The 24,078-nt window shown below is 64.9% G+C and carries 24 protein-coding genes; 17 read left to right on the top strand and 7 right to left on the bottom strand.

Going from position 1 to position 24,078, the window contains the following annotated elements; translation table 11 throughout:
- Positions 1-59 precede the first annotated feature (59 nt).
- Positions 60-1,088: a DUF1338 domain-containing protein gene (locus WS46_RS09950; protein ID WP_059690385.1), complete on the top strand. Its 1,029-nt coding sequence runs from the start codon at positions 60-62 to the stop codon at positions 1,086-1,088.
- A 225-nt stretch (positions 1,089-1,313) separates the two neighbouring features.
- Here WS46_RS09950 and WS46_RS09945 read toward each other — a convergent pair whose 3' ends face one another.
- Genes WS46_RS09945 through WS46_RS36000 form a run of 3 tightly spaced genes read right to left on the bottom strand, consistent with a single transcriptional unit; the run spans position 1,314 to position 2,134 of the window.
- Entirely contained in the window at positions 1,314-1,511 is a 198-nt protein-coding gene (locus WS46_RS09945; protein ID WP_059532275.1) for a CsbD family protein, read from the bottom strand.
- Between the two features lie 53 nt (positions 1,512-1,564).
- Positions 1,565-1,912, bottom strand: coding sequence for a BON domain-containing protein (locus WS46_RS09940; RefSeq protein WP_059532271.1), 348 nt, complete (start codon positions 1,910-1,912; stop codon positions 1,565-1,567).
- A gap of 57 nt (positions 1,913-1,969) precedes the next feature.
- On the bottom strand, positions 1,970-2,134 hold the full coding sequence (locus WS46_RS36000) for a hypothetical protein (protein ID WP_167357956.1): 165 nt from the start codon (positions 2,132-2,134) through the stop codon (positions 1,970-1,972).
- 297 nt (positions 2,135-2,431) lie between these two features.
- Between WS46_RS36000 and WS46_RS09935 the strand changes: the two genes are divergently transcribed.
- Positions 2,432-3,976 (top strand): helix-turn-helix transcriptional regulator, encoded by a 1,545-nt coding sequence (locus WS46_RS09935; RefSeq protein ID WP_059532437.1) that lies wholly within the window; start codon positions 2,432-2,434, stop codon positions 3,974-3,976.
- A gap of 155 nt (positions 3,977-4,131) precedes the next feature.
- Complete coding sequence (locus WS46_RS09930) at positions 4,132-4,323, top strand: CsbD family protein (RefSeq protein WP_059532268.1); 192 nt, start codon at positions 4,132-4,134, stop codon at positions 4,321-4,323.
- 80 nt (positions 4,324-4,403) lie between these two features.
- Here the strand turns inward: WS46_RS09930 and WS46_RS35195 are convergent, their stop codons facing one another.
- A complete protein-coding gene (locus WS46_RS35195; RefSeq protein ID WP_156443111.1) occupies positions 4,404-4,751 on the bottom strand; it encodes a hypothetical protein in 348 nt (115 codons plus the stop codon).
- Between WS46_RS35195 and WS46_RS09925 the strand changes: the two genes are divergently transcribed.
- Together WS46_RS09925 and WS46_RS09920 are read left to right on the top strand one after the other, a co-directional pair.
- Positions 4,738-5,889 (top strand): branched-chain amino acid ABC transporter substrate-binding protein, encoded by a 1,152-nt coding sequence (locus WS46_RS09925; RefSeq protein WP_059532266.1) that lies wholly within the window; start codon positions 4,738-4,740, stop codon positions 5,887-5,889. The genes WS46_RS35195 and WS46_RS09925 overlap by 14 nt on opposite strands.
- Before the next feature lie 194 nt (positions 5,890-6,083).
- Complete coding sequence (locus WS46_RS09920; protein ID WP_059690384.1) at positions 6,084-7,256, top strand: FAD-binding oxidoreductase; 1,173 nt, start codon at positions 6,084-6,086, stop codon at positions 7,254-7,256.
- 124 nt (positions 7,257-7,380) lie between these two features.
- Here the strand turns inward: WS46_RS09920 and WS46_RS09915 are convergent, their stop codons facing one another.
- The 3 genes from WS46_RS09915 to WS46_RS09905 form a co-directional block, all read right to left on the bottom strand.
- Positions 7,381-7,953, bottom strand: a complete 573-nt coding sequence (locus tag WS46_RS09915) for a PAS and helix-turn-helix domain-containing protein (protein ID WP_059690383.1) — start codon at positions 7,951-7,953, stop codon at positions 7,381-7,383.
- Positions 7,954-8,058: 105 nt separating this feature from the next.
- Positions 8,059-9,405, bottom strand: a complete 1,347-nt coding sequence (locus WS46_RS09910; RefSeq protein ID WP_059690382.1) for an MFS transporter — start codon at positions 9,403-9,405, stop codon at positions 8,059-8,061.
- A gap of 209 nt (positions 9,406-9,614) precedes the next feature.
- Complete coding sequence (locus WS46_RS09905; RefSeq protein ID WP_257127721.1) at positions 9,615-10,442, bottom strand: autoinducer binding domain-containing protein; 828 nt, start codon at positions 10,440-10,442, stop codon at positions 9,615-9,617.
- Between the two features lie 394 nt (positions 10,443-10,836).
- On the opposite strand from WS46_RS09905, the gene WS46_RS09900 reads away from it, so the two are divergent.
- The 12 genes from WS46_RS09900 (at position 10,837) to WS46_RS09845 (ending at position 24,073) form a co-directional block, all read left to right on the top strand.
- Complete coding sequence (locus WS46_RS09900; RefSeq protein WP_059690381.1) at positions 10,837-11,220, top strand: DUF4902 domain-containing protein; 384 nt, start codon at positions 10,837-10,839, stop codon at positions 11,218-11,220.
- 428 nt (positions 11,221-11,648) lie between these two features.
- The gene (locus WS46_RS09895) at positions 11,649-12,257 is read left to right on the top strand and encodes an acyl-homoserine-lactone synthase (protein ID WP_244135238.1); all 609 of its coding nucleotides are present in this window, start codon (positions 11,649-11,651) and stop codon (positions 12,255-12,257) included.
- Between the two features lie 95 nt (positions 12,258-12,352).
- Positions 12,353-13,645, top strand: coding sequence for a beta-ketoacyl-ACP synthase II (fabF, locus tag WS46_RS09890; protein WP_082725292.1), 1,293 nt, complete (start codon positions 12,353-12,355; stop codon positions 13,643-13,645).
- A 171-nt stretch (positions 13,646-13,816) separates the two neighbouring features.
- Positions 13,817-15,202, top strand: a complete 1,386-nt coding sequence (locus WS46_RS09885; RefSeq protein ID WP_059690379.1) for an NAD(P)/FAD-dependent oxidoreductase — start codon at positions 13,817-13,819, stop codon at positions 15,200-15,202.
- A gap of 108 nt (positions 15,203-15,310) precedes the next feature.
- A complete protein-coding gene (locus tag WS46_RS09880; RefSeq protein WP_059690378.1) occupies positions 15,311-16,393 on the top strand; it encodes a fatty acid desaturase in 1,083 nt (360 codons plus the stop codon).
- Between the two features lie 78 nt (positions 16,394-16,471).
- Positions 16,472-17,476 carry an aromatic ring-hydroxylating dioxygenase subunit alpha gene (locus WS46_RS09875; RefSeq protein ID WP_059690377.1) on the top strand — a complete coding sequence of 335 codons (1,005 nt, stop codon included), beginning with the start codon at positions 16,472-16,474 and terminating at the stop codon, positions 17,474-17,476.
- Positions 17,477-17,685: 209 nt separating this feature from the next.
- A complete protein-coding gene (locus WS46_RS09870; protein ID WP_257129948.1) occupies positions 17,686-18,390 on the top strand; it encodes a hypothetical protein in 705 nt (234 codons plus the stop codon).
- A 4-nt stretch (positions 18,391-18,394) separates the two neighbouring features.
- Positions 18,395-19,813, top strand: a complete 1,419-nt coding sequence (locus WS46_RS09865; protein ID WP_059690375.1) for an MFS transporter — start codon at positions 18,395-18,397, stop codon at positions 19,811-19,813.
- A complete protein-coding gene (locus WS46_RS09860) occupies positions 19,791-21,680 on the top strand; it encodes a fatty acyl-AMP ligase (RefSeq protein ID WP_257129947.1) in 1,890 nt (629 codons plus the stop codon). The genes WS46_RS09865 and WS46_RS09860 overlap by 23 nt, the downstream gene beginning before the upstream one ends.
- A 49-nt stretch (positions 21,681-21,729) precedes the next feature.
- Positions 21,730-22,689: an acyl-CoA desaturase gene (locus tag WS46_RS09855; RefSeq protein WP_059690374.1), complete on the top strand. Its 960-nt coding sequence runs from the start codon at positions 21,730-21,732 to the stop codon at positions 22,687-22,689.
- 24 nt (positions 22,690-22,713) lie between these two features.
- The gene (locus tag WS46_RS09850) at positions 22,714-23,697 is read left to right on the top strand and encodes an acyl-CoA desaturase (RefSeq protein ID WP_059690373.1); all 984 of its coding nucleotides are present in this window, start codon (positions 22,714-22,716) and stop codon (positions 23,695-23,697) included.
- A gap of 55 nt (positions 23,698-23,752) precedes the next feature.
- Positions 23,753-24,073 carry an acyl carrier protein gene (locus WS46_RS09845; RefSeq protein ID WP_059532229.1) on the top strand — a complete coding sequence of 107 codons (321 nt, stop codon included), beginning with the start codon at positions 23,753-23,755 and terminating at the stop codon, positions 24,071-24,073.
- Positions 24,074-24,078: the final 5 nt, after the last annotated feature.

The raw sequence follows: 24,078 nt of genomic DNA, 5'->3' as shown, positions 1-24,078 counted from the left end.
GGCCGGCCATTCGAGTTGCCGGCACGCTTGCCGGCGGTCCCCCGAACACGAGAATCCTGATGCGCAATCCGAATATCGAGAGCCTGCTGACGAAGCTGCTGGGACAGGCGAAGACCGACGCCCTGTTCGCGACCCTGAACATGCCGGCCATCCTCGACGAATGGGAAACCGACGTCGTCACGCGCGCGGAAATCGCGCAGGCGATGAACATGGCGCTGTTCGAAGGGCTGCTCGAACGTTCGGCGAACGGCCGCGCATACACGGCCGACGCGATCGAAAACGGCGGCTCGGTCTACTTCGACCACGGCGCGCTGCGCACGGTGCGCTGGCCGCACACGGGCGCGCTGCCGCCGGGCGAAGCCGCGTTCACGCGCATCCTGCGTCCGCTCGGCTTCCGCCTGAACGGCCGTTATCCGCTCGACAAGCTCGGCATGACCGGCCGCGCATATGCGCATGAGGACGCGCCGGACGAGATCGCGCAGTTCTTCGTCAGCGAACTGCATCCGGAGCGCTTCTCCCGGGAATTCCAGCAGGCCGTGACGAACGTCGTGAGCTCGTCGCGCGATCCGCTGTCGCCGGCGGCCGTCGCGTTGCTGTGGGAGATCGAGCGCGAAGGCTGGCTGCCGCTCGACGCCGCGCATGCGCTGCTGCCGGAGATCGTCGGCGCGTTCGCGCGCCAGCACGACCTGCCGAGCGAACTCGATTACGAGACGCTGCTGCTCGAATCGGCCGAGATGGCGTGGATCGCGACCGAAGGCAACGCGTTCAACCACGCGACCGATCGCGTGACCGACGTGTTCAAGCTGTCCGACGACGAGAAGGCGAAAGGCCGGCCGATGAAGCCGGAAGTCGAGCGCTCGCGTTCGGGCCGCGTGTTCCAGACCGCGTATCGCGCGGACATCGTCGAGCGCGAATTCCGCACGCGCGACGGCGGGACCGTGAAGCGCAACGTGCCCGGCTCGTTCTACGAATTCATCACGCGCCGCCGCACGTTCGACCAGGCGGCGCGCCGCTGGGTGACGGACCTGCGTTTCGACGCGGGCAACGCGCAAGGCATCTTCAAGATGACGGCGAACGCGGCGAAGTAAGCGCGACGCATGCAGACGAACGGGCCGGCGGCTGATGACAGCCGCCGGCCCGTTTGCATTGGATGGGCGCCGCGATCGTCAGAACAGGTGCGTGACCAGATAGAACAGCACCAGCACGCCGAGCGGTACGCCGAGCAGCCATGCGATCAGATATTTGCCCATGTCGTGGTCCTCCGCGTAGCCGCGACGCAGGACGCATCGCGGCGGGGTGAGACGACCGGCGCGTCAAAGCTCGCGATCGAATTCCTTCAACTGCTTCTCGGCTTCGTCGCGCGCGATCCCGTAACGTTCCTGGATCCGGCCGGTCAGATACTCGCGGTTGCCTTCGGCGACCGCGAGATCGTCGTCGGTCAGCTTGCCCCACTTGGCCTTCAGCTTGCCGGTCAGCTGCTTCCATTGACCCTTGATCTTGTCTTCGTTCATGGTGTGCTCCTGGAGTAAGGGGAGAAAAGCGCGACGCTCGGCCGCGCGACAGCTCAGGCCTTCGCCTTCAGGCCGGATGCGTCGACGTGCTTCACGCCCTTGATCGAGCGCGTCACGGCGACGGCCTTCTTCACCGCAGCCTTCGACGGCAGCACGCCCGTCAGCGTGACGACGCCGTCGACCGTCTTCACGCCGACGTGGACGCTTTTCACGCCATCCGTGGTCGCGAGTTCGCTCTTCACCTTGGTCGTGATCCATGTATCGGTGACGGGCTGGTTCGATTCGGTCTTCATGCCGTCGTCGGTCGACGACGCCGCCTGTGCGTTCGTGAGCGGAGCGGCGCAAAGCAGGAACGCCGCGCTGACGGCGAGCAGCGCCGACAGGTTCGAGGTCTTGTTCATGGATGTGCTCCTTCGATTGGCGTGGTGGATGGGGAATCTGCGCAGGCGCGCCGCGCGTTACCGCGCGATCGGCGTGTCGTAGCCGGGCTCGCGCGGCGGCATGTCGGGGCGCGGCACGTCGGGCGGCAGCGGCACCGGCGGATCGGTGCCGGGCGACGGTTCGGGCGGATTGTCCGGGGCCGGCTCGGGGCGCGTCGGATCGGGTGTCTGATGGAGCTTCATCAGGTGATCCTCCTCTGCGGTATGAAAGGGCGGCGCGTGGGCGCCGATGCAGTACCAGCGTACCGGCGCGAATGCACGCGGACATCGCGCAAATTCACCGGATCGGCTAGTGCGTTTGCACGGGGACGGAACGAAGGAGCGGGAACGGGACGTGCGTCGTGCAAGTGCGTCGTGATGCGCGCGATGCGGGATGCCGGCGCGCCACCCGTGCCGCGCGCGGCTCGGCGGGATGGCGCACGCAGGCGGCGCGGGCGCGACCGACCCGGCAACCCTGTCGACCACGTGGACCACCGACCCATGGACGAACGAGTCAACGAACAGGTGCTCAAGTCGCATACCGACCGGCGCCAGCTGCACCAGATCATCGCGGGGCTCACCGAGGGCGTGATCCTCATCGAACCCGACCAGCGCATCGTGTGGGCGAACGAGGCCGCGCTCGCGATGCACGGCGTCACCGAGCTCGACGCGCTCGGCGCGGACGTCACCGAGTATCGCGAGCGCTTCCGGCTGCGCTACCGGAACAACCATCCGGTGCGCGACGGCCACTATCCGATGGATCGCGTGATCGCGGGCGAGGAATTCAGCGACGTGACCGTCGAAGTCGAATCGGCCGCCGACGAGAACGTGAGCTGGGTTCACCGCATCCGCAGCCTCGTGCTGACGAACGCGGCCGGCGAGCCCGACTGCCTCGCGCTCGTGCTGCACGATGCGACCGAATGGGCGAGCGCCGAGGACCGCTTCGAGCGCACGTTCAACGCGAACCCGGCGCCGGCCGTGATCTGCCGGCTCGACGACCTGCGCTACGTGAAGGTCAATCAAGGCTTCCTCGAGATGACGGGCCATGCGCGCGACGACGTGCTCGGCCGCTCCGTCTACGAACTCGACGTGCTCGAACACGCCGAGCGGCGCGAACTCGCGATCGAGCGGCTGGGCGAGGGCGCGACGATCCCGCAGATGGAGGCCGTGCTCAAGCGCGCGGACGGCGGCACGAAGGCGGTGGTGGTTGCCGGTCAGCCGATCGACATGAACGGCGAGGCGTGCATGCTGTTCACGTTCATGGATCTCGAGCCGCGCAAGCAGGCCGAGCTCGCGCTGCGGCAGAGCGAAGAGCGTTTCGCGAAGGCGTTCCGGATGGCGCCGGTCGCGACCGCGATCGTCACGGCCGACCGCTTCGAGCTGCTCGACGTGAACGATGCCTTCGTCGCGATGGCCGGCCATGCGCGCGACGATCTGCTCGGCAAGTCCGCGGACGAGATCGGGCTGTGGGCCGAACGCGGCGCCCGGCAGTGCATCGACGGGCAGCTCGCGCGCGACGGCAACGTGCGCAACGCGGACGTGCAGATCCGCACGCGCGACGGCGACGTGCGCGATTGCGTCGTATCGGCCGAACCGGTCGCGATTCACGGGCAGGATTGCCTGCTGATCGCGCTGCTCGACATCAGCGATCGCAAGCGCACCGAGATGGAACTCGTCTATGCGATCGAGACCGCGATGCAGGACGCGTCGTGGTTCAGCCGCACGTTGATCGAAAAACTGGCGAACGTGCGCCGCGCGAATGCGCCGGACGCGGGCGCGCAGCTGTCGGACCTCACCGCGCGCGAGCGCGACGTGTTCGACCTGCTGTGTCACGGCCTCGCCGACAAGGAGATCGCCGCCCGCCTCGGGCTCGCGCCGAACACGGTCCGCAATCACGTCGCGACGATCTACGCGAAGCTCGACGTGCATAGCCGCGGCGAGGCGATCGTGTGGGCGCGCGAGCGCGGGATCGTCGGCGCATCCGACGCGAACGGCGCGCGAGGCGAGAAGGGCGCCGACAAGGGCGGCGCGAACGGCAAGGACTGACGCCGGGCGTCGGGCCATCGGTGCGAATGCACCATGCAGGCTGGTGCATCCGCATCTGCCGCGCACGGCGCGCGGCTGCGATCCTGTCCACTCGGCGGTGCGGCGCAGGCTGCCGCGCCGTCGGCTCTCTCCCCAACTCATCGCAGGAGACGACCATGGACAGGAATCGCATCGAAGGCAAACTCAAACAGGTGAAGGGTTCGGTCAAGGAAGCGCTCGGCAAGGTGACGGGCGACCGCGAGACGGAAGCGGAAGGCGTGGCGGAGCAGCAGGCCGGCAAGATTCAAGAGAAGGCCGGCGAGGCGGCCGATGCGGTGCGCAAGCAGACGGGCACCGACAGGCATTGACCGGTCCGGCGCCGTCGACCGAATCGCGCGATGTGCGGTGCGTTGCCGCTGCCCGATACGGCGGTGATGCTCCATCGGCATTACCCGGCGCAGGCCCGCTGCAACGCGGCATGCGCGCATCCCGCTGACATTTCCTCTTCCCGGCCCGCCGTCGCGCGGGCCGCGTCGTCACTTGATGACAATTCCTCACAACATAGTTCCGATATTTCGTTTGCTGCACGCGTATTGGCTACCCACAATCGGTTCACCTCTTTCGCGCCGACAGGTTTCCCGGAGACGGAACCGCGGTGATCGACCGGCACGTGACGCGCCATCGGCGGCACGCCGGCGACGGAAAAATCACCGGCACGCGGGAGGTCGCCGGCGCGCGACGATCGCGCGTCGCATCCCGACCCACAGAAGAAGGATTGGCCGATGACGTTCCGCATTCGTTCGCTTTCCGGCGTTGCACTGACCGCCGCGATCCTCGCGTTCCAGACCGGCGCGGCCCACGCGCAGGAGACGGTCGTCAAGGTCGGCGTGGCCGTGCCGCTGACCGGCGGCGGCGCCGCATACGGCAAGGACATCGAGAACGGCGTGCGCATGGCCGTCGACGAGGCGAACGCCGCGCACACGACGATCGGCGGCAAGCCGGTGAAGTTCGTCGTCGCGTCGCAGGACGACCAGAGCGATCCGCGCATCGGCGTGCAGGCCGCGCAGCAACTGACCGACGCGCAGGTGGCCGTCGTGATCGGCCACTTCAATTCCGGTACGACGCTGCCCGCGTCGAAGCTCTACGCGAAGGCCGGCATTCCGATGATCACGCCGTCGGCGACCAATCCCGACATCACGCGCGCCGGCCTCGGCACCGTCTATCGCGTGATCGCGACCGACGCGCAGAACGCCGGCAATGCCGGTGCGTATGCGGCGAGCGTGACCAAGGCGAAGCGCATCGCGATCATCGACGACCGCACAGCGTTCGGCCAGGGCGAAGCCGACGAATTCGAAAAGGCCGCGAAGGCGAACGGCGGCACGATCGTCGCGCGCGAATTCACGAACGACAAGGCCGTCGACTTCAGCGCGCAGCTCACCAAGATCAAGAGCACGAATGCCGACCTGGTGTTCTTCGGCGGCCTCGACGCGCAGTCCGCGATGCTGGTCAAGCGCATGCGTCAGCTCGGCATCCGCGCGCAGTTCCTGGCCGGCGGCGGCGTGATGAACGCGAACTTCATCAAGCTCGCCGGCAACGCGGCCGAAGGCGCGGCCGTGTGGGAATACGGGCAGCCGCTCGCGCGTCTTGCGAAAGGCAAGCAGTTCGAAACGAAATTCAAGCAGAAGTACGGCGTCGACATGCTCGCGTATGCGCCGTTCGCGTACGACGCGACGTGGATCGCGATCAACGCGATGCAGAAGGCGAACTCGACGAAGCCGGCCGATTTCAACGGCGCGCTGAAGGGCACGCGCTACGACGGCATCACCGGCACGATCGCGTTCACGAGCACGGGCGACCTGAAGAACCCGAGCTCGACGCTGTATGAAGTGAAGAACGCCGCGTGGCAGCCCGTTACCACGCAAACGGCGGACTGAATACCCGAACGCGCGCGGACTTTCGCGGCGATGCAGGACGTGCTGAAATAGCCGAAGCGATCGGATGCGGTCGCGGCGCACGCCGGGGCGATTCGCCGGGTGGCCTGCCCGCACGACGCCGCGCGCGACGCGGCACGAACAACCTTCGGGCGCGGCCGGCCGGCGGCGCCTCATACGTGTAACTGGAGTCAGTCGTGAGTTCTCAAGTCGTCATCGTCGGCGGTGGTGTGATCGGCAGCTCGATCGCCTATTTCCTGCGCGCTACCGATCCGACGGTGTCCGTGACCGTCATCGAACGCGATCCCACCTATGCGAAGTCGTCGTCGGCGCTGTCTGCCGCGTCGATTCGCCAGCAGTTCTCGACGCCGCTGTCGATCGAGATGTCGCTGTTCGGGATCGACTTCCTGCGCACGATCGGCGAACGGCTCGAGGTCGACGGCACGCGGCCGTCGATTGATCTGCACGAAGGCGGTTACCTGTTTCTCGCGACGCCGGCGGGCGATGCGACGCTGCGCGAGAACCACGCGCTGCAGACCAAGCTCGGCGCCGATATCCGGTTGATGGATCGCGATGCGCTGCGCGTGAAGTTTCCCTGGCTGAACGTCGACGATCTCGTGTCGGGCGCGTATGGCGTGAGCGGCGAAGGGTGGTTCGACGGTTACGGGCTCGTGCAGGCGCTGCGCAAGAAGGCGCAGGCACTGGGCGCGCGGTATGTGCCGGCCGATGTGACCGGCGTCGTTCGCGACGGTCGCAAGGTCACGCACGTGGTGACGAACGACGGCGAGCGCCACGCATGCGACACGCTCGTCAATGCGGCCGGCGCATGGACGCGCACGCTGTCGTCGATGATGGGCATCGACATTCCCGTGTATGCGCGGCGTCGCAGCATCTTCAACGTGTCGTCGCCGGCGAAGCTGACCGATTGCCCGCTGCTGATCGATCCGACGGGCGTGTATTTCCGGCCGGAAGGGCGCACGTACATCTGCGGGACGTCACCGAGCCCGGATCGCGATCCCGACGACCTGCCGCTCGACGAGGTCGATCACGACCTGTTCGACGAGGTGATCTGGCCGACGCTCGCGAATCGCGTGCCGGAGTTCGAAGCGCTGCGCGTGGAGAACTGCTGGTCCGGGTACTACGAGTACAACGTGTTCGATCACAACGCGATCATCGGATATCACCCCGAACTCGACAACGTCGTGTTCGCGAACGGGTATAGCGGACACGGGCTGCAGCAAGGGCCCGCGACGGGGCGTGGCGTGAGCGAACTGATCCTGGGCGGGCGATATGAATCGCTCGACCTGTCGTCGCTCGGCTGGGAGCGTGTGCTCGAAAACCGGCCGATCGTCGAAAAGAACGTCGTGTAGCGCGGCGTGACCGCCCGGTGCGGGGTGGGCGGGATTCTCCTTGTGTCTCGATCTGATTGGCCCGGCTTTGCCGGGCTTTTTTTTCGGAGCGGGATGCCGGATGCGCCGTTCCTGCGCGCGCAACTCACGCCAGCAGGCGCGTGATCAGTTCGTGGGTCGTGCGTACCTCGTACTTCCTCAACAAGCTCGCACGATGAATATCGACCGTGCGCGGGCTGATGCTCAGTTCCTTGCCGATTTCCTTGCTGGTCAGGCCGTGAACCAGGAATGCCGCGACGTCGCGCTCGCGATCGGTCAACGTGCCGGCGACGTCGGGATGCTTCGCGTTCTCCGACAGGTCGGTGAAGGTCCAGATGGCCAGCTCGAAGGGCCGCTTCGAGTTGTAGCCGAAGCCGCATACGGTGACCCAGAAATGACTGCCGTCGACGCGACGCATGATGCGGTCGTCGCTGAACCCCGCATGTTTCGCGAGCAGCGGCGCGAGGCGGCGGCCCGTCGTCGCGAAGTCCTTCCGCTGCGGATACAGCTTCGCGAACGACTGGTCGACGATGTCGTCGCGGGTGGCCCGGAACAGTTGCAGCGCCTTCTCGTTGCAGTCGACCATGATGCGTTCTCTGGCGACGATGGCCGCGACGGGCAGATGCCTGAAGAGATCTTCGTAGTCGAGGCTTGGCATCGTGTCGGTCATGGTCGGCATCGTGTCGACGGGTCCGAACCGTGTTCGGACCAAGGCTATCGGGCGGGTTTGCTCCTGCCGGATTGTAGCGGTAGCGCCTGCGGGCAACTCATCCGTGGCCCGTGCTCAAACGGCGCCTTCGACGCCGCGCTTCGCGGCCTGCGCGGCGCTCGCGGTCGCCGGACCGGCTTCCTCGAGTGCCGTCTTCGACGTTTCGGGCAGCGCCAGGCCGCCGATCATCGCGAAGATCGACACGGCGATCAGGTAGTACGCGGGCGACAGGTTGGTCCCCGTCGCGGCGATCAGCCATGTGGCGACGAGCGGCGCGGTACCGCCGAAGATCGTGTAGGCGAGGTTGTACGTGATCGCCGATGCCGTGTAGCGCGTTTTCGTCGCGAACACTTCCGACATCAGCGGCGCCGTCACCACGCCCGAGAACACCGCGCCGATCGCAAGCAGCGCGACGCCGAGCAACGATTGCGACAGCACGCCCGAGCCGCCGAGCGAGAACGCCGGATAAACCGACACGATGATGAAGATGCCGGTCGTGGCGATCGTCGCGCGGCGGCCGACGAGGTCGGAGAAGAAGCCGGCGACCGGGCACAGGGCCGCGGCGAAGAAGAGCGCGAGCACCGTCACGAGAAGCGACGTGCCGCGAGACAGGTGCCCGGCCACTTGAAGGTAGGTCGCGAAATACGTCGTGAACGTGTAGAACGACAGCGCCGTCACGGACACGAACGCGCCGAGCTTCAGGATATTCCTCGACTGCGAATGCAGCGTTTCCATCAGCGGCGCATGCGCGATGTCGTGCTTGCCTTCGAGCGCCTGGAACGCGGGCGTTTCATTCAGGCTGACACGCAGGTAGACGCCGATGAGGCCGACCGGCGCCGCGATCAGGAACGGCACGCGCCAGCCCCATTCGACCATTGCCTGCGACGACAGCGACGATTCGAGCAGATAGGCCACCACTGCCGCGCAAGCGAACGACGAGAAGGTCGATACCGGCACGAAGCTGCCGAAGAAGGCGCGGCGGCGGCGCGGGGCGTGTTCCATCACGTACGCGCATGCGCCGGCGTATTCGCCGCCGGCCGAGAACCCCTGGACGCAGCGAATGATCGTGAGCAGCAACGGCGCCCAGTAGCCGATGCTCGCGTAGGTCGGCAGCAGGCCGATCAACGTCGTCGAGCCGGCCATCATCAGGATCGTCAGCGCAAGGGTGCGCTTGCGTCCGATCCGGTCGCCGATCACGCCGAAGACGAGGCCGCCCAGCGGGCGGAACGCGAAGGCCACCGCGAACACCGCGAACGTCTTCAGGAGGCCGATCGTGGGGTCGCCGCTGGGGAAGAATTCGCGCGTCAGGATGGTGGCGAGAAAGCCGTATGCGGCGAAATCGAACCATTCGACGAAATTGCCGATCGACGCTGCGGCGATCACGCGTCGTAGCGTGCGGGTATCGACGTCCTGGGTGGTCATGGTCGTGTCCTCTTCATGTGGGCGCTTGGATTCGCGCCGAAAACCATGGTAGGGACGCCAATTACCTAGGTCCATACGTGTCAATTACCTAGGTAATCGGGGGCGGGGGGCGGGGCCGCCGGCCATTGGAACGGGCAACCGGCGTGGCCGTTTTGACGGTGTTTCCGTCCCGCGAGCATGGCTCCGCGCGGCCGGTGAAGAGAATGGCGTCAGAACAGGAGTCCCAGGATCGTCGCCTTGACCGCGGCCTCGGTCTTGTTGGTCGCATTCAGCTTGCGCATCGCATTGACGAGGTGAAATTTCACGGTGCGCTCGTCGACATGCATGATCTTGCCGATCTCGACGTAGGTTTTCCCGGCGGCAGACCATTGCAGCGACTCCCGCTCGCGAGCGGTCAACTCGACGGCGTATTCGGGCGCGCGCTGCGCGAGCAGATGCATGCTCATCGCACAGTTGGCCGTGTTCGCGAGCCATGACATCTGGTATCCCTTTTGCTCGAGCTCACACTCGTCGATCGGCTCGCTCGACCGCACCATGGTCACGAGTCCAATCGCGCCGGTTCGGCTGACGGACGGCATGCACCAGCCGTGGCGCAAGCCGAAATGATCCGCCTCCTTCCAGAATTCGATGCTTTGAGTCTGGGTGTCGGCACGCCAGATCAATGGCATCAACTGGCTGAGCCCGTGTCGGACGGTCGGGTCGACGGCAAAGTAGTTTTGACTCACATAGCGCGTGACCCACGTCTCCGGATAATTGGACTGCAGCATGAACTGCGGATTGGTCACCGGGAACGGAATGCGCAGACCGAACGAACAGTACTCGAATCCAAGGGCGCGCACGTCCGCCGAAAACTCCAAAAACACGTCGGCCTCGGATTTTGCCGCGGCGTATCCATTCAGATACTTTTCTTTCCATGCATGCATATCGTTACCTTTGCGGTCAATCGTGCCCCAAGGAATCGTGTTGCCGGGGGCGTTGGCCGGTCCTTCAAAAGTCGTTCGGGGGTTGGTCTCACGCTTCGACGTATCGAGCGGCAAACATGACGTCGAATGCAAATTCTTATCGAATCGATTTCGAGATGGCGTAGGGACTTTCCGTTGATCGAATTTCGGGATCTTGCATGTGGGTAGATATATATCTGGATCGCACAGAGTGTTTCAATTTCGGGAGTCGCAAATTCGAAAATCCTGGAATTGCTTCATGATCGATGCGTCATCGGGCAATTTCCGCTCGCGGTGACCGTGCGTGATGCAATGGCATTCCCCGGATGGTCTGTAATAATTGTAAATAACCCGTACGTGATCGCAGCGGATATTCAAGTCGTAACCGGAGCGCTACGAGCGTTGAAAGACCTTGTGGCCGGCTTCCGCTGCTAATCTTGTCAGACTATGCCGTGCGAATTTTAACAGGTGCCACGTTGTGAGAACGAACATGCCAAAAAAGCTGAATGACGGATATGTGCGATTGACCCTGCCCGCGTTCTACGCGCTGCGTTTCCGCCAACATATGTGTCAGCAAGCCCCGGATTTGCTACATGACTTATGGGGTGAGGGGATCAGCGCCGTCAATGCCGGCTACTACGAGCTGGTCTGCACCGAGACGCAACCCGCCGCGAGCGTCGGCTGCGTATGGTACGTGGCAGCGGGGCGGTCCGAAGTGAAAGTCGGGACGGACGACGTCAGCAGCAACGTCATGCTCCTCGACACGGACGGCGACGATTATGGCGCGCGATACAGCCGGGCGTTGATCCAGAACTGGCTGTGCTCGGGAATGCGTCAACGCGAACTTGAATCGGCCATTGTTGCCGATCACTGATTTCGTGTTCAAGGTGCTTCATTATTTCTCGGCGAGTAAATAATGATTCGCCGTTAATGTCTCGTGCCGCGCAACCGCCAGTTTCTGCCGATCGTCCTCATCGGCCTCGGCGAAGTTTCGATGGCGGCACGATTATCCATGCCGTGACACGGCACCACGCGAGCCGTTCATGGCAGGCGTGCTCACGATGTTCGTTCGCGAAAGCCCCGCTACCCGTCGCCAGTTAAATCCAGAATCCGCTTTCCCGCCGGCGTGCTTCAGCCCACTCGGCGCGATGAGTCTCGTCCAAAGCGCGTGACCTGCCCATTCGGGCAGCTATGTTGCCACGGCAATTTCGGGTTCAATCGCGCTAACAATTCTGAGATGAGAGAGAGGGCTTTCAGATGTTGACTTTATTGTCGGGGCGAAGCGCTGATTTGAGTCGCGAGATGATGTATCGACTCGCGAAGTTTCGGCATAAGGTCTTCATACAGGAACTCGGATGGTCATTGCCGACGGACAACGGCATCGAATTTGACGATTTCGATCACGCGGACACGCTTTACGTTGTCGCTTGCGATCGCAATAGTGAAATTGTCGGTTGCGGTCGATTGCTGCCGACCGACGAGCCCTATCTTCTCGGTAATGTTTTTTCGGATTTGATGGGCGACGCTTCTCTCCCCCGTGCGCGCGATGTTTGGGAGTTGTCCCGCTTCGCGATGAGCATGCCGCGCGGCGAGTCGTTGACTGCCGAAGCGTCGTGGCAAAACACGCGCGCGCTCATGTCCGAAATCGTCCGCGTCGCGCACGCACATGGCGCGAACCGTCTCATTGCATTTTCCGTGATCGGTAACGAACGGCTGCTGAAGCGCATGGGCGTCAATGTGCATCGCGCCGCGCCGCCCCAAATGATCGAAGGCAAGCCGACTCTGCCGTTCTGGATCGAGATCGATGAACAGACGCGTTCCGCGCTGGACCTCGACGGATCGGAGTACGGCGTGCCGCTCGACATGCCGCGCGGTCTGCGTGCGTCGCATGCGTTCGAGCAAGCCGTGTGATTGGGCGTGCATGCAGTGTTTCAAAAGGTGCGCATGAAGATGAACAGCTTTAACGATGTGGCTCGGCAAGTCCCGGTCCGCGAGAGGAATGTGAAATGACGCTTCGAGTGGTGGTAACCGGTATCGGCATTGTGTCTCCGCTGGGTTGCGGCAAGGAACTGGTGTGGCAGCGCCTGATCGGCGGATCGTCGGGGCTTCGCCGGCTCGGTGACGAGATCGTCGGCGATCTGCCCGCCAAGGTCGGCGGGACCGTACCGGCGAAGGCCGACGATCCCGACGGCGGTTTCGATCCGGAGAGCTCGGTGCCGAACAAGGAGCTGAGGAAGATGGACCGCTTCATCCAGATGGCGATGGTTGCCGCGGACGAGGCGCTCGCGGAAGCGGGATGGGCGCCGCAGGCGGAAAGTCAGCGCGAGCGGACGGCCACCGTCGTCGCGTCGGGCATCGGCGGATTTCCGGGTCTGGCCGAGGCGGTGAGAATCGGCGAGACGCGCGGCGTGCGCCGGCTGTCGCCGTTCACCATTCCGTTCTTTCTGTCGAATCTGGCAGCCGGCCAGATTTCGATCAAGCATCAGTTTCGCGGGCCGATCGGCTGTCCCGTGACTGCCTGCGCGGCGAGCGTGCAGGCAATCGGCGATGCGCTGCGCCTGATCCGGAACGGCGAGGCCGATGTCGTGCTGGCCGGCGGCGCGGAAGCGGCATTCGACAAGGTGAGCCTGGGCGGATTCGCTGCGGCGCGAGCGCTGTCGACCGGCTTCGGCGATCAGCCGATTCGCGCGTCGCGGCCGTTCGACCGCGAGCGGGACGGATTCGTCATGGGCGAGGGGGCCGCCATGCTGGTGGTCGAGTCTCTCGACCACGCCATCGCGCGTGGCGCCCGCCCGATCGCGGAGATCATCGGGTACGGAACCACGGCGGACGCCTACCACATGACCGCCGGGCCCGACGACGGATCCGGCGCCATGCGCGCGATGAAACTGGCCCTCGCGATGGGCGACATCGCTCCGGAGCAGGTCGACTACGTCAACGCACATGCGACATCGACGCCGGTCGGCGATTCCGGAGAAATCGAGGCGCTGAAGACGGTCTTCGGCGTGGGCGCCGGCCCGGCGATTTCATCGACCAAGTCGGCGACCGGGCATTTGCTCGGGGCGGCCGGCGCGATCGAGGCGGCGTTCTCCATTCTCGCGCTGCGGGATGGCGTGCTGCCCGGAACGCTGAATCTCGAGCACCCCGACGAGGCTGCCGCCGGACTCGATCTGATCGGCCCCTCTGCCCGGCACGTTCCCGTCGAAATCGCGCTGTCCAACGGTTTCGGGTTCGGTGGCGTGAACGCGTCGGTGCTGTTCAAGCGATATCCGTCGGATCGCGCCGCAGGCGCGCATTGAGCAACGCGCACCGGCTTCGCGTGCGCGTCCGATTTCGCAAGTACGTCGTGTCGTCCGTGTTCGGCGCTGTGCCATGGTTCGCCGCTTCTTCATCGACTCGATGATGACGGCGACGGCGAAGTCGCGTCACGTGCCATTCCGGTTCCGATCGTTATCCGAAGGACATTCTCCGTGTTAGACACCCTCATCGTTGGCGCTCGCTGCGCGGGCGCCACGCTCGCGATTCATCTGGCGCGCGCCGGCAAGCGCGTTCTGGCAATCGATGCGAGCAATCTCCCGAGCGACCAGCCATTGTCCACGCACTGGATTTCGCCTTACGGCATGGCGCTCCTCGACGAACTCGCGCTTGGCGACAAGGTTCGCCGTTTCGCGCCGCCGGTGCCCAGCATGATGTATGGGGGCGACGACGTGCTCGGCTGCATCGAGTATCCCGTCGGCGGAGGCTGCTCCTGTCCGCGTCGGATGGATCTCGATGCGCTGTTGCTGGAGGAGGCGCGGGCGGCGGGGGCTCAGGTCCGTACACGGACCCGGCTGGTCGGTCTGTTGCGCGATGGCGAACGGGTGACGGGCGCCGTGGTGGAACATGACGGCGTGCGTGAAGAGATCCGGGCGCGGGTCGTGGTGGGCGCGGATGGCCAGCACTCGACGATGGCGGACCTCGTCGGTGCCGAGGAGTACCACGGCTACGACGGCCCGCGTGCAATGTATTGGGCGTACTGGCCGCGGCCGGACTGGTTCGACACCGATCCGCGCTATCGCGGCGGGGCGATGAACTGCACCTTCGGCGACGACATCGTCTTCGTTTTTCCGACCAACAGGGACCTGCTGCTGATCGGGGTGGCGTTCCCGAAAATGGAGTTGCCGGAATGGAAGGGCCGTGTGCTCGAGAAGCTCACGGAGACGCTGAAGGGCAACCCTCACACGGCGCCGCTGGTTGCCGACGCGCCCGCCAGCAAGGTGCTCGGCGCATTGAAGCTGCGCTTTTTCTTCCGTCAGGCCGCAGGGCCCGGCTGGGCCCTCGTGGGCGATGCGGGCCTCTTCATGGACCCGTCGCCGGGATTCGGCATTACCGACGCACTTCGCGATGCGCGCTCGCTCGCCCAGGCCATCGTCGAGGGCGACGAGCATGCGCTGGAGTGCTACTGGCGCCAGCGCGACGCGACCTCGATCGACCTGTTCGAATACTCGCGCGGCCGCGGCGCACTCGGCCACAACAATCCGCTCAGCCGGATCCTTTACCGCAAGCTTGCGAACGGACCGGAACTGCAGGCGCGTTTGCTCGCTTCGCAGAATCGCCAGTGCTCGCCGTTTGCCGTATTCGATCCGAGCGATATCAAGAAGTGGGCGGACGAGGCAATGGCCGGCGGCGAAACGGGCGTGATCCAGCCGTTGATCGACATGTCCCGGCGAGGCGAGGCGATTCGCGCCGAGATGGCGCGGCGCGTGCAGCTCGCGGAGGAGGCGCGCGCCCGGCGCTCCCGCGTGCGCGAGTCGGACGCGCTGGAATCGTTTGCCGCCGGCGTCGAGCGCGACGTATCAGTCGGGGAATCCATTTGAACGCGCGCAACAGCGGTGCGTGGTCGTTGCGGCCACGCGATTTCAAGCCACGGCGCGGCACGTTCGCCAATCGCCGGCCCTGCATCGCATCAATCGAGGAGAGAGGCCATGACCATCGCAACCACGTTGGACAGTGACGTCGCATTGTCGCGGCTCAAGCTGCCACGGCACTTCCACCGGATCAGCGCCGTCGCCACGATCCTCTATCTCGCGCACGCGCTCGCGTTCTTCCTGATTCCGGCCGCAGTGGCGTTCGCCGTCGTCGATATCCCGATGTCGACGCCGGTCCGAATCGCGCTGGCCATCGTCCTGGGTGTGATCGGCGGACATGGCATGCATTTGCTGACCTTCGTCGGACACGAGGGGATGCACACGAACCTGCATCGCAACAAGTACGTGAGCGCCGCGCTAGCGCTCATCTGCTCGTCGCTGGTGCCGGGCTTCCTGATCGTGGGCTTCAGCATGACGCACTGGAAGCACCATCGCTTCACCGGTCAGGACATCGATCCGGATGTGCAGATCTATTCGCAGTACAGAACCTTCTGGTCGCGCTTCTTTCTCGCGCGTTCCAAGGGCGTGCGGATCTACACGCGGAACGCCGCGCGCATGGCGGCAGGTTTGCCGTGGCCGGAGAACACGCGGTTGCCGTTCAGCCAGCGCGAAATGCGCTGGATCTCGCGGATCAACATCGCGCTGAGCCTGTGCGCGATAACGGCCTACGGATTCATCTGGCATCGCTCGCTGTGGCTCGGTTTCACGGTCATGCTGATTCCGTATATCGGGGTGTACGTATTCAGCACCATCCGCGCATACATCGAACATACGGATACCGTGCCGGGGCGATATCGCGACAGTCGCAGCTACACGTCGCCGATCTATACGGCGCTGTTCTTCGGCAGCAACTTCCACCTTGAACACCACCAGTATCCGGCCGTCCCGTGCTACCGGTTGCCCGCGCTTCACACGTACCTGGCGTCGCACGGGCTGTTCGAGGCGGAAGGTGCGCCGGTCGAGCCGTCGTTCCTGGGCGCGCTTCGTTATACGACCGGCCGCTTTCAGTATCCCTGCGTGAATTTGCAGTCCGCGTCGGACGAATTTCTCGAGCAGATGGCGGACGGCCGTCTCGATCGCGAAGCGGCCGGAGCCGACGCCCGGGACGACGACCGGATGGTCGCCGTCGCGCGCAGATAGAACCGATCACGAGCGCACACGGCGACTCGAGCTCGCGTCGGTGTGCCACCGCCGCCCATGTAGCAAAGTGAGGAATCAATGTTTATCCAGAATGCGTGGTACGCAGCAGCACTTTCAGCGGAAGTCCAGAGGGAGCCCTTTGCCCGGACGATTCTGAACCAGAAGATCGTCATGTACCGTACGCAGGCGAATCAGATCGTCGCGCTCGAGGATCGGTGCCCGCACCGGCAGGTTCCGCTATCGCGGGGGCGCGTGGTCGGCGACGAACTCCAGTGCTGGTATCACGGGCTCCGGTACGACTGCTCCGGCGCGTGCGTCAGCATTCCGAGCCAGACCGTGATCCCGAAGGGCGCACGCGTGCGGTCGTTCCCCGCCGTCGAGAAATACGGCTTCATCTGGCTGTGGACCGGCGAGCCCGACAAGGCCGACGAGGCGGCGATCCCCGACCATTGGGTCTGTTCGGCGCCCGAGCTTGCCGGGAAGATGAGCTATTGCACGATCGCGTGCAGCTACCTGTTCGGCATCGACAACATCCTCGACATCTCGCACGCCGCCTTCGTGCATGCGAAGACGCTCGGCTCGCTCGACATCGTCGAGACGCCGCCCGAAATCGTGATCAACGACGATGAAGTCCGCGTGCGCCGCTACCTGCGCCGCGAGAAGACGCCGCCGCTCTACACCCATATCCTGAAGCTCGACTACATCGACCGCTTCCAGGAGGTGCTCTACTGGCCCATCGGCAACACGCGGGTCGAGACGAGGGCTCACGCCTGCGACGATTCGAGCGGCCAGGTCTTCCACGTCTATACGACGACGATCTTCACGCCCGCGACGGATACAACGACGCATGTCTTCGTGGGCATGCATCGCGATTTCGACGTCGACAACGAGCGGTTTACCGAGTTCACCGCGAAGGAAGTGTTCGCCACCGTGATGGAGGACAAGGATGTCGCGGAGAGCCTGCAAGCGAACTGGAGTCCCACGGCGCCGATGATCGACATCCAGCTCGATCGCCCGGCGTTCGCCGCGCGGCGGATATTGGAGCGAATGGGTGCGAACGCATCCATTCGAGCGGCCGTATGACGCCCGTCGGGACGGAGCGCGTGCCGCACGCGGAAGAGGAAACGACGATGATCGAGAAGGAAGCGACGATGCGTCACCAAGGACAGTCCAGCCTTTATGTCGGCGAGTTGCTCGGCGAACTCGGAATGTCGGCGCAGGACGAAGTCGGCTTGCTGCATCCCATGACGTTCGGAGAGATCGTCGGTCGCGACCGCGTCGAGCGTCTTGCGATGGCCGCCGCCGGCATCTTTTCCGAAGTCGAGTCGAAAAACGCCTGGAGCGGTGCGGACATCGGCGGGCGCGAATGGCTCGGCCTCTTCCAGGGCCGCCGGATTCGCGGCGTGACGGTGGCGCGCCGGTCGGGTACACGCATCCAGGTCGACATCTTCCTTGGCTCGTTTCCCGCACCGGTGCGCCGGGCGCTGTACGACGCGAGCCGGGATCTCGTCGACGCAGACGCGTGGGTGCTGCCGCCGGGAATCGAAACCGCGTTGCCGCCGATACCCGCCGACGAAGTGCTGGACGCCAAGTTGCCGTTCCCCATCGTCGACGAGATGTTTCTGACCAGCCCGGTGGCCTGCAAACCGATTCGCGGCCGTGACGACGTCGAGCGCGTGTGCGGCCATTCGATGGCGGTCTACGGCGGACGTGCGAGCGGGCCGCGTCTGTCGGCAAACGCCACGACGCTGAGCCTCTGGACGGGCGAGGTCGGCGGGCTGCCGCTGGAAGTGGCGAACGTCATCTACTGGGAAGATGCGCGCACGGTCAAGGGCATGGCAATGGCGATGCGACCGTGGCCGGTCGTCGCGCTGTTTCAGGCGCGGATGCGGGCGCGAACGCTCCCGTTTCTCGATCGGTCGTATTTCGAATCGGAATCCGCATCGGAATCCGAATCGAATGACGACGTGACGCCCGTTCAGCTTCGCGAGGGTTAAGTCCATGAACGGACCCAGCGTGTCCGCCGCGCAGGCGCAGCCGAGCTCGATTTCACCGTGGCCGGTGTTCTGGATCGCCAGTGTCGCGGTGTTTCTCGTCTCGATCGACGTGACCGTGCTGTATGCGGCATTTCCCGCTTTGCGACGGGCGTTTCCCGATACCGACTCTGCCGGCCTGTCGTGGGTTCTGAACGCGTACACGCTCGTCTTCGCCGCGTTGCTCGTGCCCGCGGGCCGCCTCGCCGACCTGCGCGGACGCAAGCGCACGTTCCTGCTTGGACTCGCCATGTTCCTGGGAGGATCTTTCGGCTGCGGCATCGCCACGCATGTCGAGATGCTCTGGGCAATGCGTGCGGTGCAAGGCGCGGGGGCGGCGCTGTTGTTGCCTGCATCGCTGTCGATCCTGCTCGCGGCGTTTCCGGTCGGCAAGCGGTCCGTGGCCGTGAGCTTGTGGGGCGCGGTCAGCGGGGTGGCCGGGGCATTGGGTCCAAGCGTCGGCTCGTTCATGGTGGATCGCTTCGGCTGGCCCTGGGCCTTCTTTCTCAACCTGCCGTTTGGCGCAATCGCGCTATGGCAGGGATGGCGCATGCTCGACGAGTCGCGTGATCCCGAGCGCGGTGCACCGCTCGATCTGGTTGGCGTCGTCCTGCTGATCCTCGGCGTCGGTTCCATCGCGATCGGTCTGGTGCGATCCGAGGCGGTCGGCTGGACTTCGCCGGAAGTCGCATTCGCGATCGCAGGCGGGATGGGCATGCTGGCGGCATTCGTTGCGTGGGCTCGCACGGTACGGTCGCCGGCAATCGATCTCTCGCTGTTTCGGGATCGGACTTACTGCTACATCAATCTGGCTTCGCTGTGTTTCGCGATCGGCTTTGCGATGATGTTCTTTCAGACGTTCCTGTTCACCACGGGAGTCTGGTCGTATTCGCTGACGCGTGCGGGACTGGCCGGCAGCCCGGGGCCGCTGCTCGTCGTTCCGACGGCGATCGTGTGCGGACGGTTCGCGGCGCGCGCGGGGCACCGGGTTCTGCTGGTGACGGGCAGCCTGATCTCGACGGCAGCGAGCATATGGTTCGCGCTCGTGCCTGGGGTCAATCCGGATTATGTGCATGCGTGGCTGCCGGGCGCGCTCCTCACCGGGCTGGGGGTCGGCATGGTCATGCCTTCGCTGTCCGCGGCGGCCGTCGCGCATCTGCCGCCGGCGCGATTCGGTGTCGGCTCGGCCGTCAACCAGGCGATACGCCAGGTGGGATCCGTGTTCGGCGTGGCGCTGACGGTCGCCATCACCGGTAACGCGATAACGCGCCTCGCCGAATTCCACACGCTCTGTTATCTGCAGATCGCGCTCGGCCTGGCTACCGCGATCCTGTGCGCGCCGGTGGATACGCGACCTCGAGCGCTTGCGTCCGCGGTGGCACGCTGAGGGGCGCGGATCGTCCGGCAACGGTTCGCGTACAAAGCTTTCACAAAAACAACATCGATTATCCGAGGGCCTCATGATGACCGGTAGTATTTTCCCCTCCGCTGCGACAGCGGAGCGCTCGTCCCTGCTCGACATTCTTCGAGAGCGTGCCGAGCAAACGCCGGAGCGGATCGCATTTCATTTTCTTCGCGACGGCGAGGACGATGTCGTGAGCTGGTCGTACGGGCAGTTCGCTGCCGCTGCCGTCCATGTGCGGGACATGGTTCTGCAGCACCCGTTGCACGACCGGCGCGTATTGCTTCTGCTCGAACCCGGTCTGGGTTACGTCGCGGCGCTGTTCGGGATTCTGCTGGCGGGTGCCACCGCGGTACCCTCGTTTCCACCGGCCGGCGCGCGCGCGGTGGCCCGCTTCGCATCGATCTGTCGCGACGCTCACCCGGACGTGGTCATCGCCGGCAAGCTTCATCGCTCACTGCAGCCACAGCTCGACGAGCTCTACGGCGGTCAGCGTGCCGCGCCTGCGTTGCTGACGCTCGACGAAAGCGCGTTCCATGAAATCGAAGCATCGGCATATGGCGTTGGGGGCTCGCTGGAGTGGCGTGTCGACCTGGACCGGCCGGCGCTGCTTCAGTACACGTCCGGATCGACGGGCGAGCCCAAGGGCGTAGTCGTCACGCACGAGAATCTCGTCAGCAATTGCGCGGTGATCGCCGAACGGATCGGGCCGGATCGCGACCGTGTCGGATGCACGTGGCTGCCGCCGTATCACGACATGGGACTGATGGGCGCGCTGCTGCTCGCGGTGTTCAGCGGTTTTCCGCTCGTGATCCTGTCGCCGCAGCATTTCGTCCAGCGGCCGTATCGCTGGCTCAAGGCGATCAGCGACTATCGCGTGACCACCAGCGTCGCGCCGAATTTCGCGTTCGACCTGTGCGTCGACAACATCAGCGAAGAAGAGGCGGACACGCTCGATCTCGGCTCGCTGCAGCACGTATTTTGCGGCGCGGAGCCGGTGAGCCACGCGACGCTCGAACGTTTTTTCGCGCGCTTCGGCCGGTATGGCTTCGAGCGCCGCGCCGTGGTGCCCTGCTATGGCATGGCCGAGGCGACGCTCTATGTATCCGGCAAGGTGGGGCGTTCGCCGATTACCCTGATCGACGTCGACAAGGAGGCACTTGCTCACGGCAGGTGCGAGCTGCACGCGCCGGAATCCGATGTGCGCGGGCGTACCACGCTGGTCGGGTGCGGACCGGTGGCAGTCGGGCATCGGCTGCTGATCGTCGACCCTGAGACGAAGCGCGTACAGCCGGACCGGACCATCGGTGAAATCTGGTTCAGTGGCCCGAACGTCGCCGCGGGCTATCTGAACCGCGGCGACAGCGCCGACGTTTTCGCGGCCACGCCCGCTGACGGAGATGGCGAGGGCGAATCCGTGCGCTACCTCCGCACGGGCGATCTCGGCTTTCTGAACGACGGCGAGCTGTTCGTGACCGGGCGGATCAAGGACATCGTGATTGTCGCCGGGCGCAATCTCTATCCGAACGACATCGAGGGATCGGTGCAATCGGCGCACGACGCGATTCGCACGAACGGCGTGGTGGCGTTCTCGATCGACGGCGGTCCTTCGGAGTCGCTCGTCATCGTTGCGGAACTCAAGCGCTCGCGCCGGCTGAATACCGAGCAAATGCGCGAGGTGCGCGCGGCGATCACGTTGGCGGTCACGCGCGACCACGGGGTGTCGCCGGCGGTGGTGCACCTGGGACCGACCGGCTCGATTCCGCTCACGACCAGCGGCAAGGTGCGTCGGCAAGCGTGCAAGCAGGCGTTCCAGCAAGGTCGCTTGAGCGTGCTCGAGGCACGCACGTAAGCCGTCCGACAACACTTCATTTTCATATTCCATTTCTTCGGAGCCAGTCATGGCTGAAGCGGATTCCCTGGCTTCGCGAACATCGGCAGCCGCCGTTGTCGCGGAAGCCGACACCGACGTGCGCGCACGCCGGCTTGCTTATCTGACCGTGGGCATTCCCGCGCTCGGTTTCGCGCTGGCGATCGCCTACACGTGGATATACGGCATGCGCGCGACAGACTTCGTGCTGCTGGCGGTGATGTATTTCTCGACCGCGATCGGCGTCGAAACCGGCATGCATCGATATTTTTCGCACCGCTCGTTCAAGGGGCGACCGATCGTCACCGTGATGCTCGGCGTACTCGGCAGCATGGCCGCCCAGGGGCCGATCCTGTTCTGGGCCGCCACGCACCGGATGCATCACGCGTTCACCGATCAGGACGGCGATCCGCATTCGCCGCGCCCGCGCGCGAACCGGCACGGCAAGCCGAGCCGGCTCGCGGGCCTTTGGCACGGTCACGTGGGCTGGCTGTTCACCGTGCGACGCGAGAACTGGAGTGCGTATGCCGCGGACCTGCTGCGCGACCGCCTGATCGTCAATCTCAATCTTCGATACGCGTGGTGGGTGATGCTCGGCCTCGCCATCCCCGCGCTCGCGGGCGCGCTGCTCGCGCCGGCCGGGCAGGCCTTGTCCGGGGCCGTCGGCGGCTTCCTGTGGGGCGGTCTCGCGCGGATCTTCCTGCTCGATCAGTCGACGTGGGCCGTCAATTCCCTGTGCCACACCATCGGCACCCGTCCGCACGCGACGCGCGACCACAGTCGCAATCTGGGCCTGCTCGCCATCGTTTCGGTGGGCGGCGCGTGGCACAACAACCATCACGCGCAGCCGGCCTTCGCCAACAACGATCACGCGTTCTGGCAACTCGATCCCTCCGCCTGGATCATCCGCCTGCTCGACGCGCTGGGGCTCGTCACGGAGGTGCGCTATGCCCCGAAGCGCCGCGCGGCGGCTCACTCAACTTCGCCGTAATCCTGTTAGCGTTTGGAGAATCCTATGAATTCGTCGATTCAGGTTGCACCCGGCGTGACTGCCGCCGACGGGCTGTCGGCCGCCGACGGTCAGATCCCCGGTGTTTCGCCGCTAAAGGGCAGTGGGGCGCGCATCAAGCGCTATACCGCCCTGGCCGTGATGCTGGTGCCGCTCGCCGGCTTTGCGCTGGCGGCACGCCAACTCGTGCTGGGAGACTTCGCCGTCACCGATCTGGTGCTGTTCGGGGTGTTCTATTTTCTGCACATGGGCGGGATCACGATGGGCTTCCATCGGTACCTCGCTCACAAGACGTTCCGGACTTCGAAGTGGTTCGAGGGACTGCTGCTGATCTGCGGGTCGATGGCCGCCCAAGGCCCGATCATGTTCTGGGTGACGACGCATCGCCGTCATCATCTGTACAGCGACCAGCAAGGCGATCCGCATTCGCCGAACCTGGTCGGACAGGGGCTGTTCGCCAAGCTGCGCGGCCTCTGGTATGCGCACATGCCGTGGATGCTGGCCGCGGACGTATCGGGCTGGACGTTTTTCGCCCCCGATGTGTTGCGCGATCGCCGTCTGTTTTTCTATCACCGTACCTACGTCTGGTGGATCGTGCTCGGTCTCGTGCTGCCGGCCGGGATCGGCGGCGCCATTGCCGGTTCCTGGCACGGCGCGTGGAACGGCCTGCTGTTCGGCGGGTTCGCGCGGATTTTTCTGGCCAACCAGGCTGCCTGGTGCGTGGGTTCGGTGTGCCACATGTTCGGTGGACGGCCGTTCAAGACAGACGACAACAGCGCCAACAACTGGACGGTCGCCGTGTTCACGTTCGGCGAAGGCCTGCAGAACAACCACCACGCGTTCCCGGCGTCATATCGCCACTCGGTGAAGTGGTACGAGCCGGATCTCAGCGCGTGGGTGTTGTGGACGCTCGGCAAGCTGGGCGTCGTGTGGGACCTGCGCCAACCCGGGCCTGCCGCAATCCGCAAGCTCGCCAAGCAGCCGTATTGAAGAAGATTGCCGTCGTCATTTCGTTCATTTCCCTCGTATAGAAGGATTTTTCATCATGTCTCAAGCTGGAATTCTGGGTGGTCTGTTCGGCCGCAAGAAGGCGGTGGCCGCCGATATCGGCCCCCTCACCGAAGCGTCGATTCGTAGCTGGCTGATCGACCGGCTCGCCAGGCAGTTGAAGGTGGACCGGGCTGCCATCGACCCCGCGAAGCGCTTCGACGAATACGGCCTCGATTCGATCGTCGCGGTGCAGGTGTCGGGCGATCTGGAGAAGGTCGTCGAGCAGCGGCTGTCGCCGGCGCTGCTGTTCGAACACAACAGCATCGACGAACTGGCGCGCCACCTGTCGACCGAGCTCGGCTTGCAGGCTGCATAAGCGGG

It is taken from the genome of Burkholderia sp. RF4-BP95 (assembly GCF_001521985.1).
GTDB classification, from domain to species: Bacteria; Pseudomonadota; Gammaproteobacteria; order Burkholderiales; family Burkholderiaceae; genus Burkholderia; species Burkholderia diffusa.
Note: the sequence above shows the minus strand (reverse complement) of the source record. Positions and strands in the feature narration are given on the sequence as shown.

Excerpts from the sequence above, each read along its gene's own strand:
- WS46_RS09950 (WP_059690385.1), top strand. The coding sequence starts at position 60 with ATGCGCAATCCGAATATCGAGAGCCTGCTGACGAAGCTGCTGGGACAG.
- WS46_RS09945 (WP_059532275.1), bottom strand. The coding sequence starts at position 1,511 with ATGAACGAAGACAAGATCAAGGGTCAATGGAAGCAGCTGACCGGCAAG.
- WS46_RS09940 (WP_059532271.1), bottom strand. The coding sequence starts at position 1,912 with ATGAACAAGACCTCGAACCTGTCGGCGCTGCTCGCCGTCAGCGCGGCG.
- WS46_RS36000 (WP_167357956.1), bottom strand. The coding sequence starts at position 2,134 with ATGAAGCTCCATCAGACACCCGATCCGACGCGCCCCGAGCCGGCCCCG.
- WS46_RS09935 (WP_059532437.1), top strand. The coding sequence starts at position 2,432 with ATGGACGAACGAGTCAACGAACAGGTGCTCAAGTCGCATACCGACCGG.
- WS46_RS09930 (WP_059532268.1), top strand. The coding sequence starts at position 4,132 with ATGGACAGGAATCGCATCGAAGGCAAACTCAAACAGGTGAAGGGTTCG.
- WS46_RS09925 (WP_059532266.1), top strand. The coding sequence starts at position 4,738 with ATGACGTTCCGCATTCGTTCGCTTTCCGGCGTTGCACTGACCGCCGCG.
- WS46_RS35195 (WP_156443111.1), bottom strand. The coding sequence starts at position 4,751 with ATGCGGAACGTCATCGGCCAATCCTTCTTCTGTGGGTCGGGATGCGAC.
- WS46_RS09915 (WP_059690383.1), bottom strand. The coding sequence starts at position 7,953 with ATGCCGACCATGACCGACACGATGCCAAGCCTCGACTACGAAGATCTC.
- WS46_RS09910 (WP_059690382.1), bottom strand. The coding sequence starts at position 9,405 with ATGACCACCCAGGACGTCGATACCCGCACGCTACGACGCGTGATCGCC.
- WS46_RS09900 (WP_059690381.1), top strand. The coding sequence starts at position 10,837 with ATGCCAAAAAAGCTGAATGACGGATATGTGCGATTGACCCTGCCCGCG.
- WS46_RS09895 (WP_244135238.1), top strand. The coding sequence starts at position 11,649 with ATGATGTATCGACTCGCGAAGTTTCGGCATAAGGTCTTCATACAGGAA.
- fabF (WP_082725292.1), top strand. The coding sequence starts at position 12,353 with ATGACGCTTCGAGTGGTGGTAACCGGTATCGGCATTGTGTCTCCGCTG.
- WS46_RS09880 (WP_059690378.1), top strand. The coding sequence starts at position 15,311 with ATGACCATCGCAACCACGTTGGACAGTGACGTCGCATTGTCGCGGCTC.
- WS46_RS09875 (WP_059690377.1), top strand. The coding sequence starts at position 16,472 with ATGTTTATCCAGAATGCGTGGTACGCAGCAGCACTTTCAGCGGAAGTC.
- WS46_RS09870 (WP_257129948.1), top strand. The coding sequence starts at position 17,686 with ATGGCCGCCGCCGGCATCTTTTCCGAAGTCGAGTCGAAAAACGCCTGG.
- WS46_RS09865 (WP_059690375.1), top strand. The coding sequence starts at position 18,395 with ATGAACGGACCCAGCGTGTCCGCCGCGCAGGCGCAGCCGAGCTCGATT.
- WS46_RS09855 (WP_059690374.1), top strand. The coding sequence starts at position 21,730 with ATGGCTGAAGCGGATTCCCTGGCTTCGCGAACATCGGCAGCCGCCGTT.
- WS46_RS09850 (WP_059690373.1), top strand. The coding sequence starts at position 22,714 with ATGAATTCGTCGATTCAGGTTGCACCCGGCGTGACTGCCGCCGACGGG.
- WS46_RS09845 (WP_059532229.1), top strand. The coding sequence starts at position 23,753 with ATGTCTCAAGCTGGAATTCTGGGTGGTCTGTTCGGCCGCAAGAAGGCG.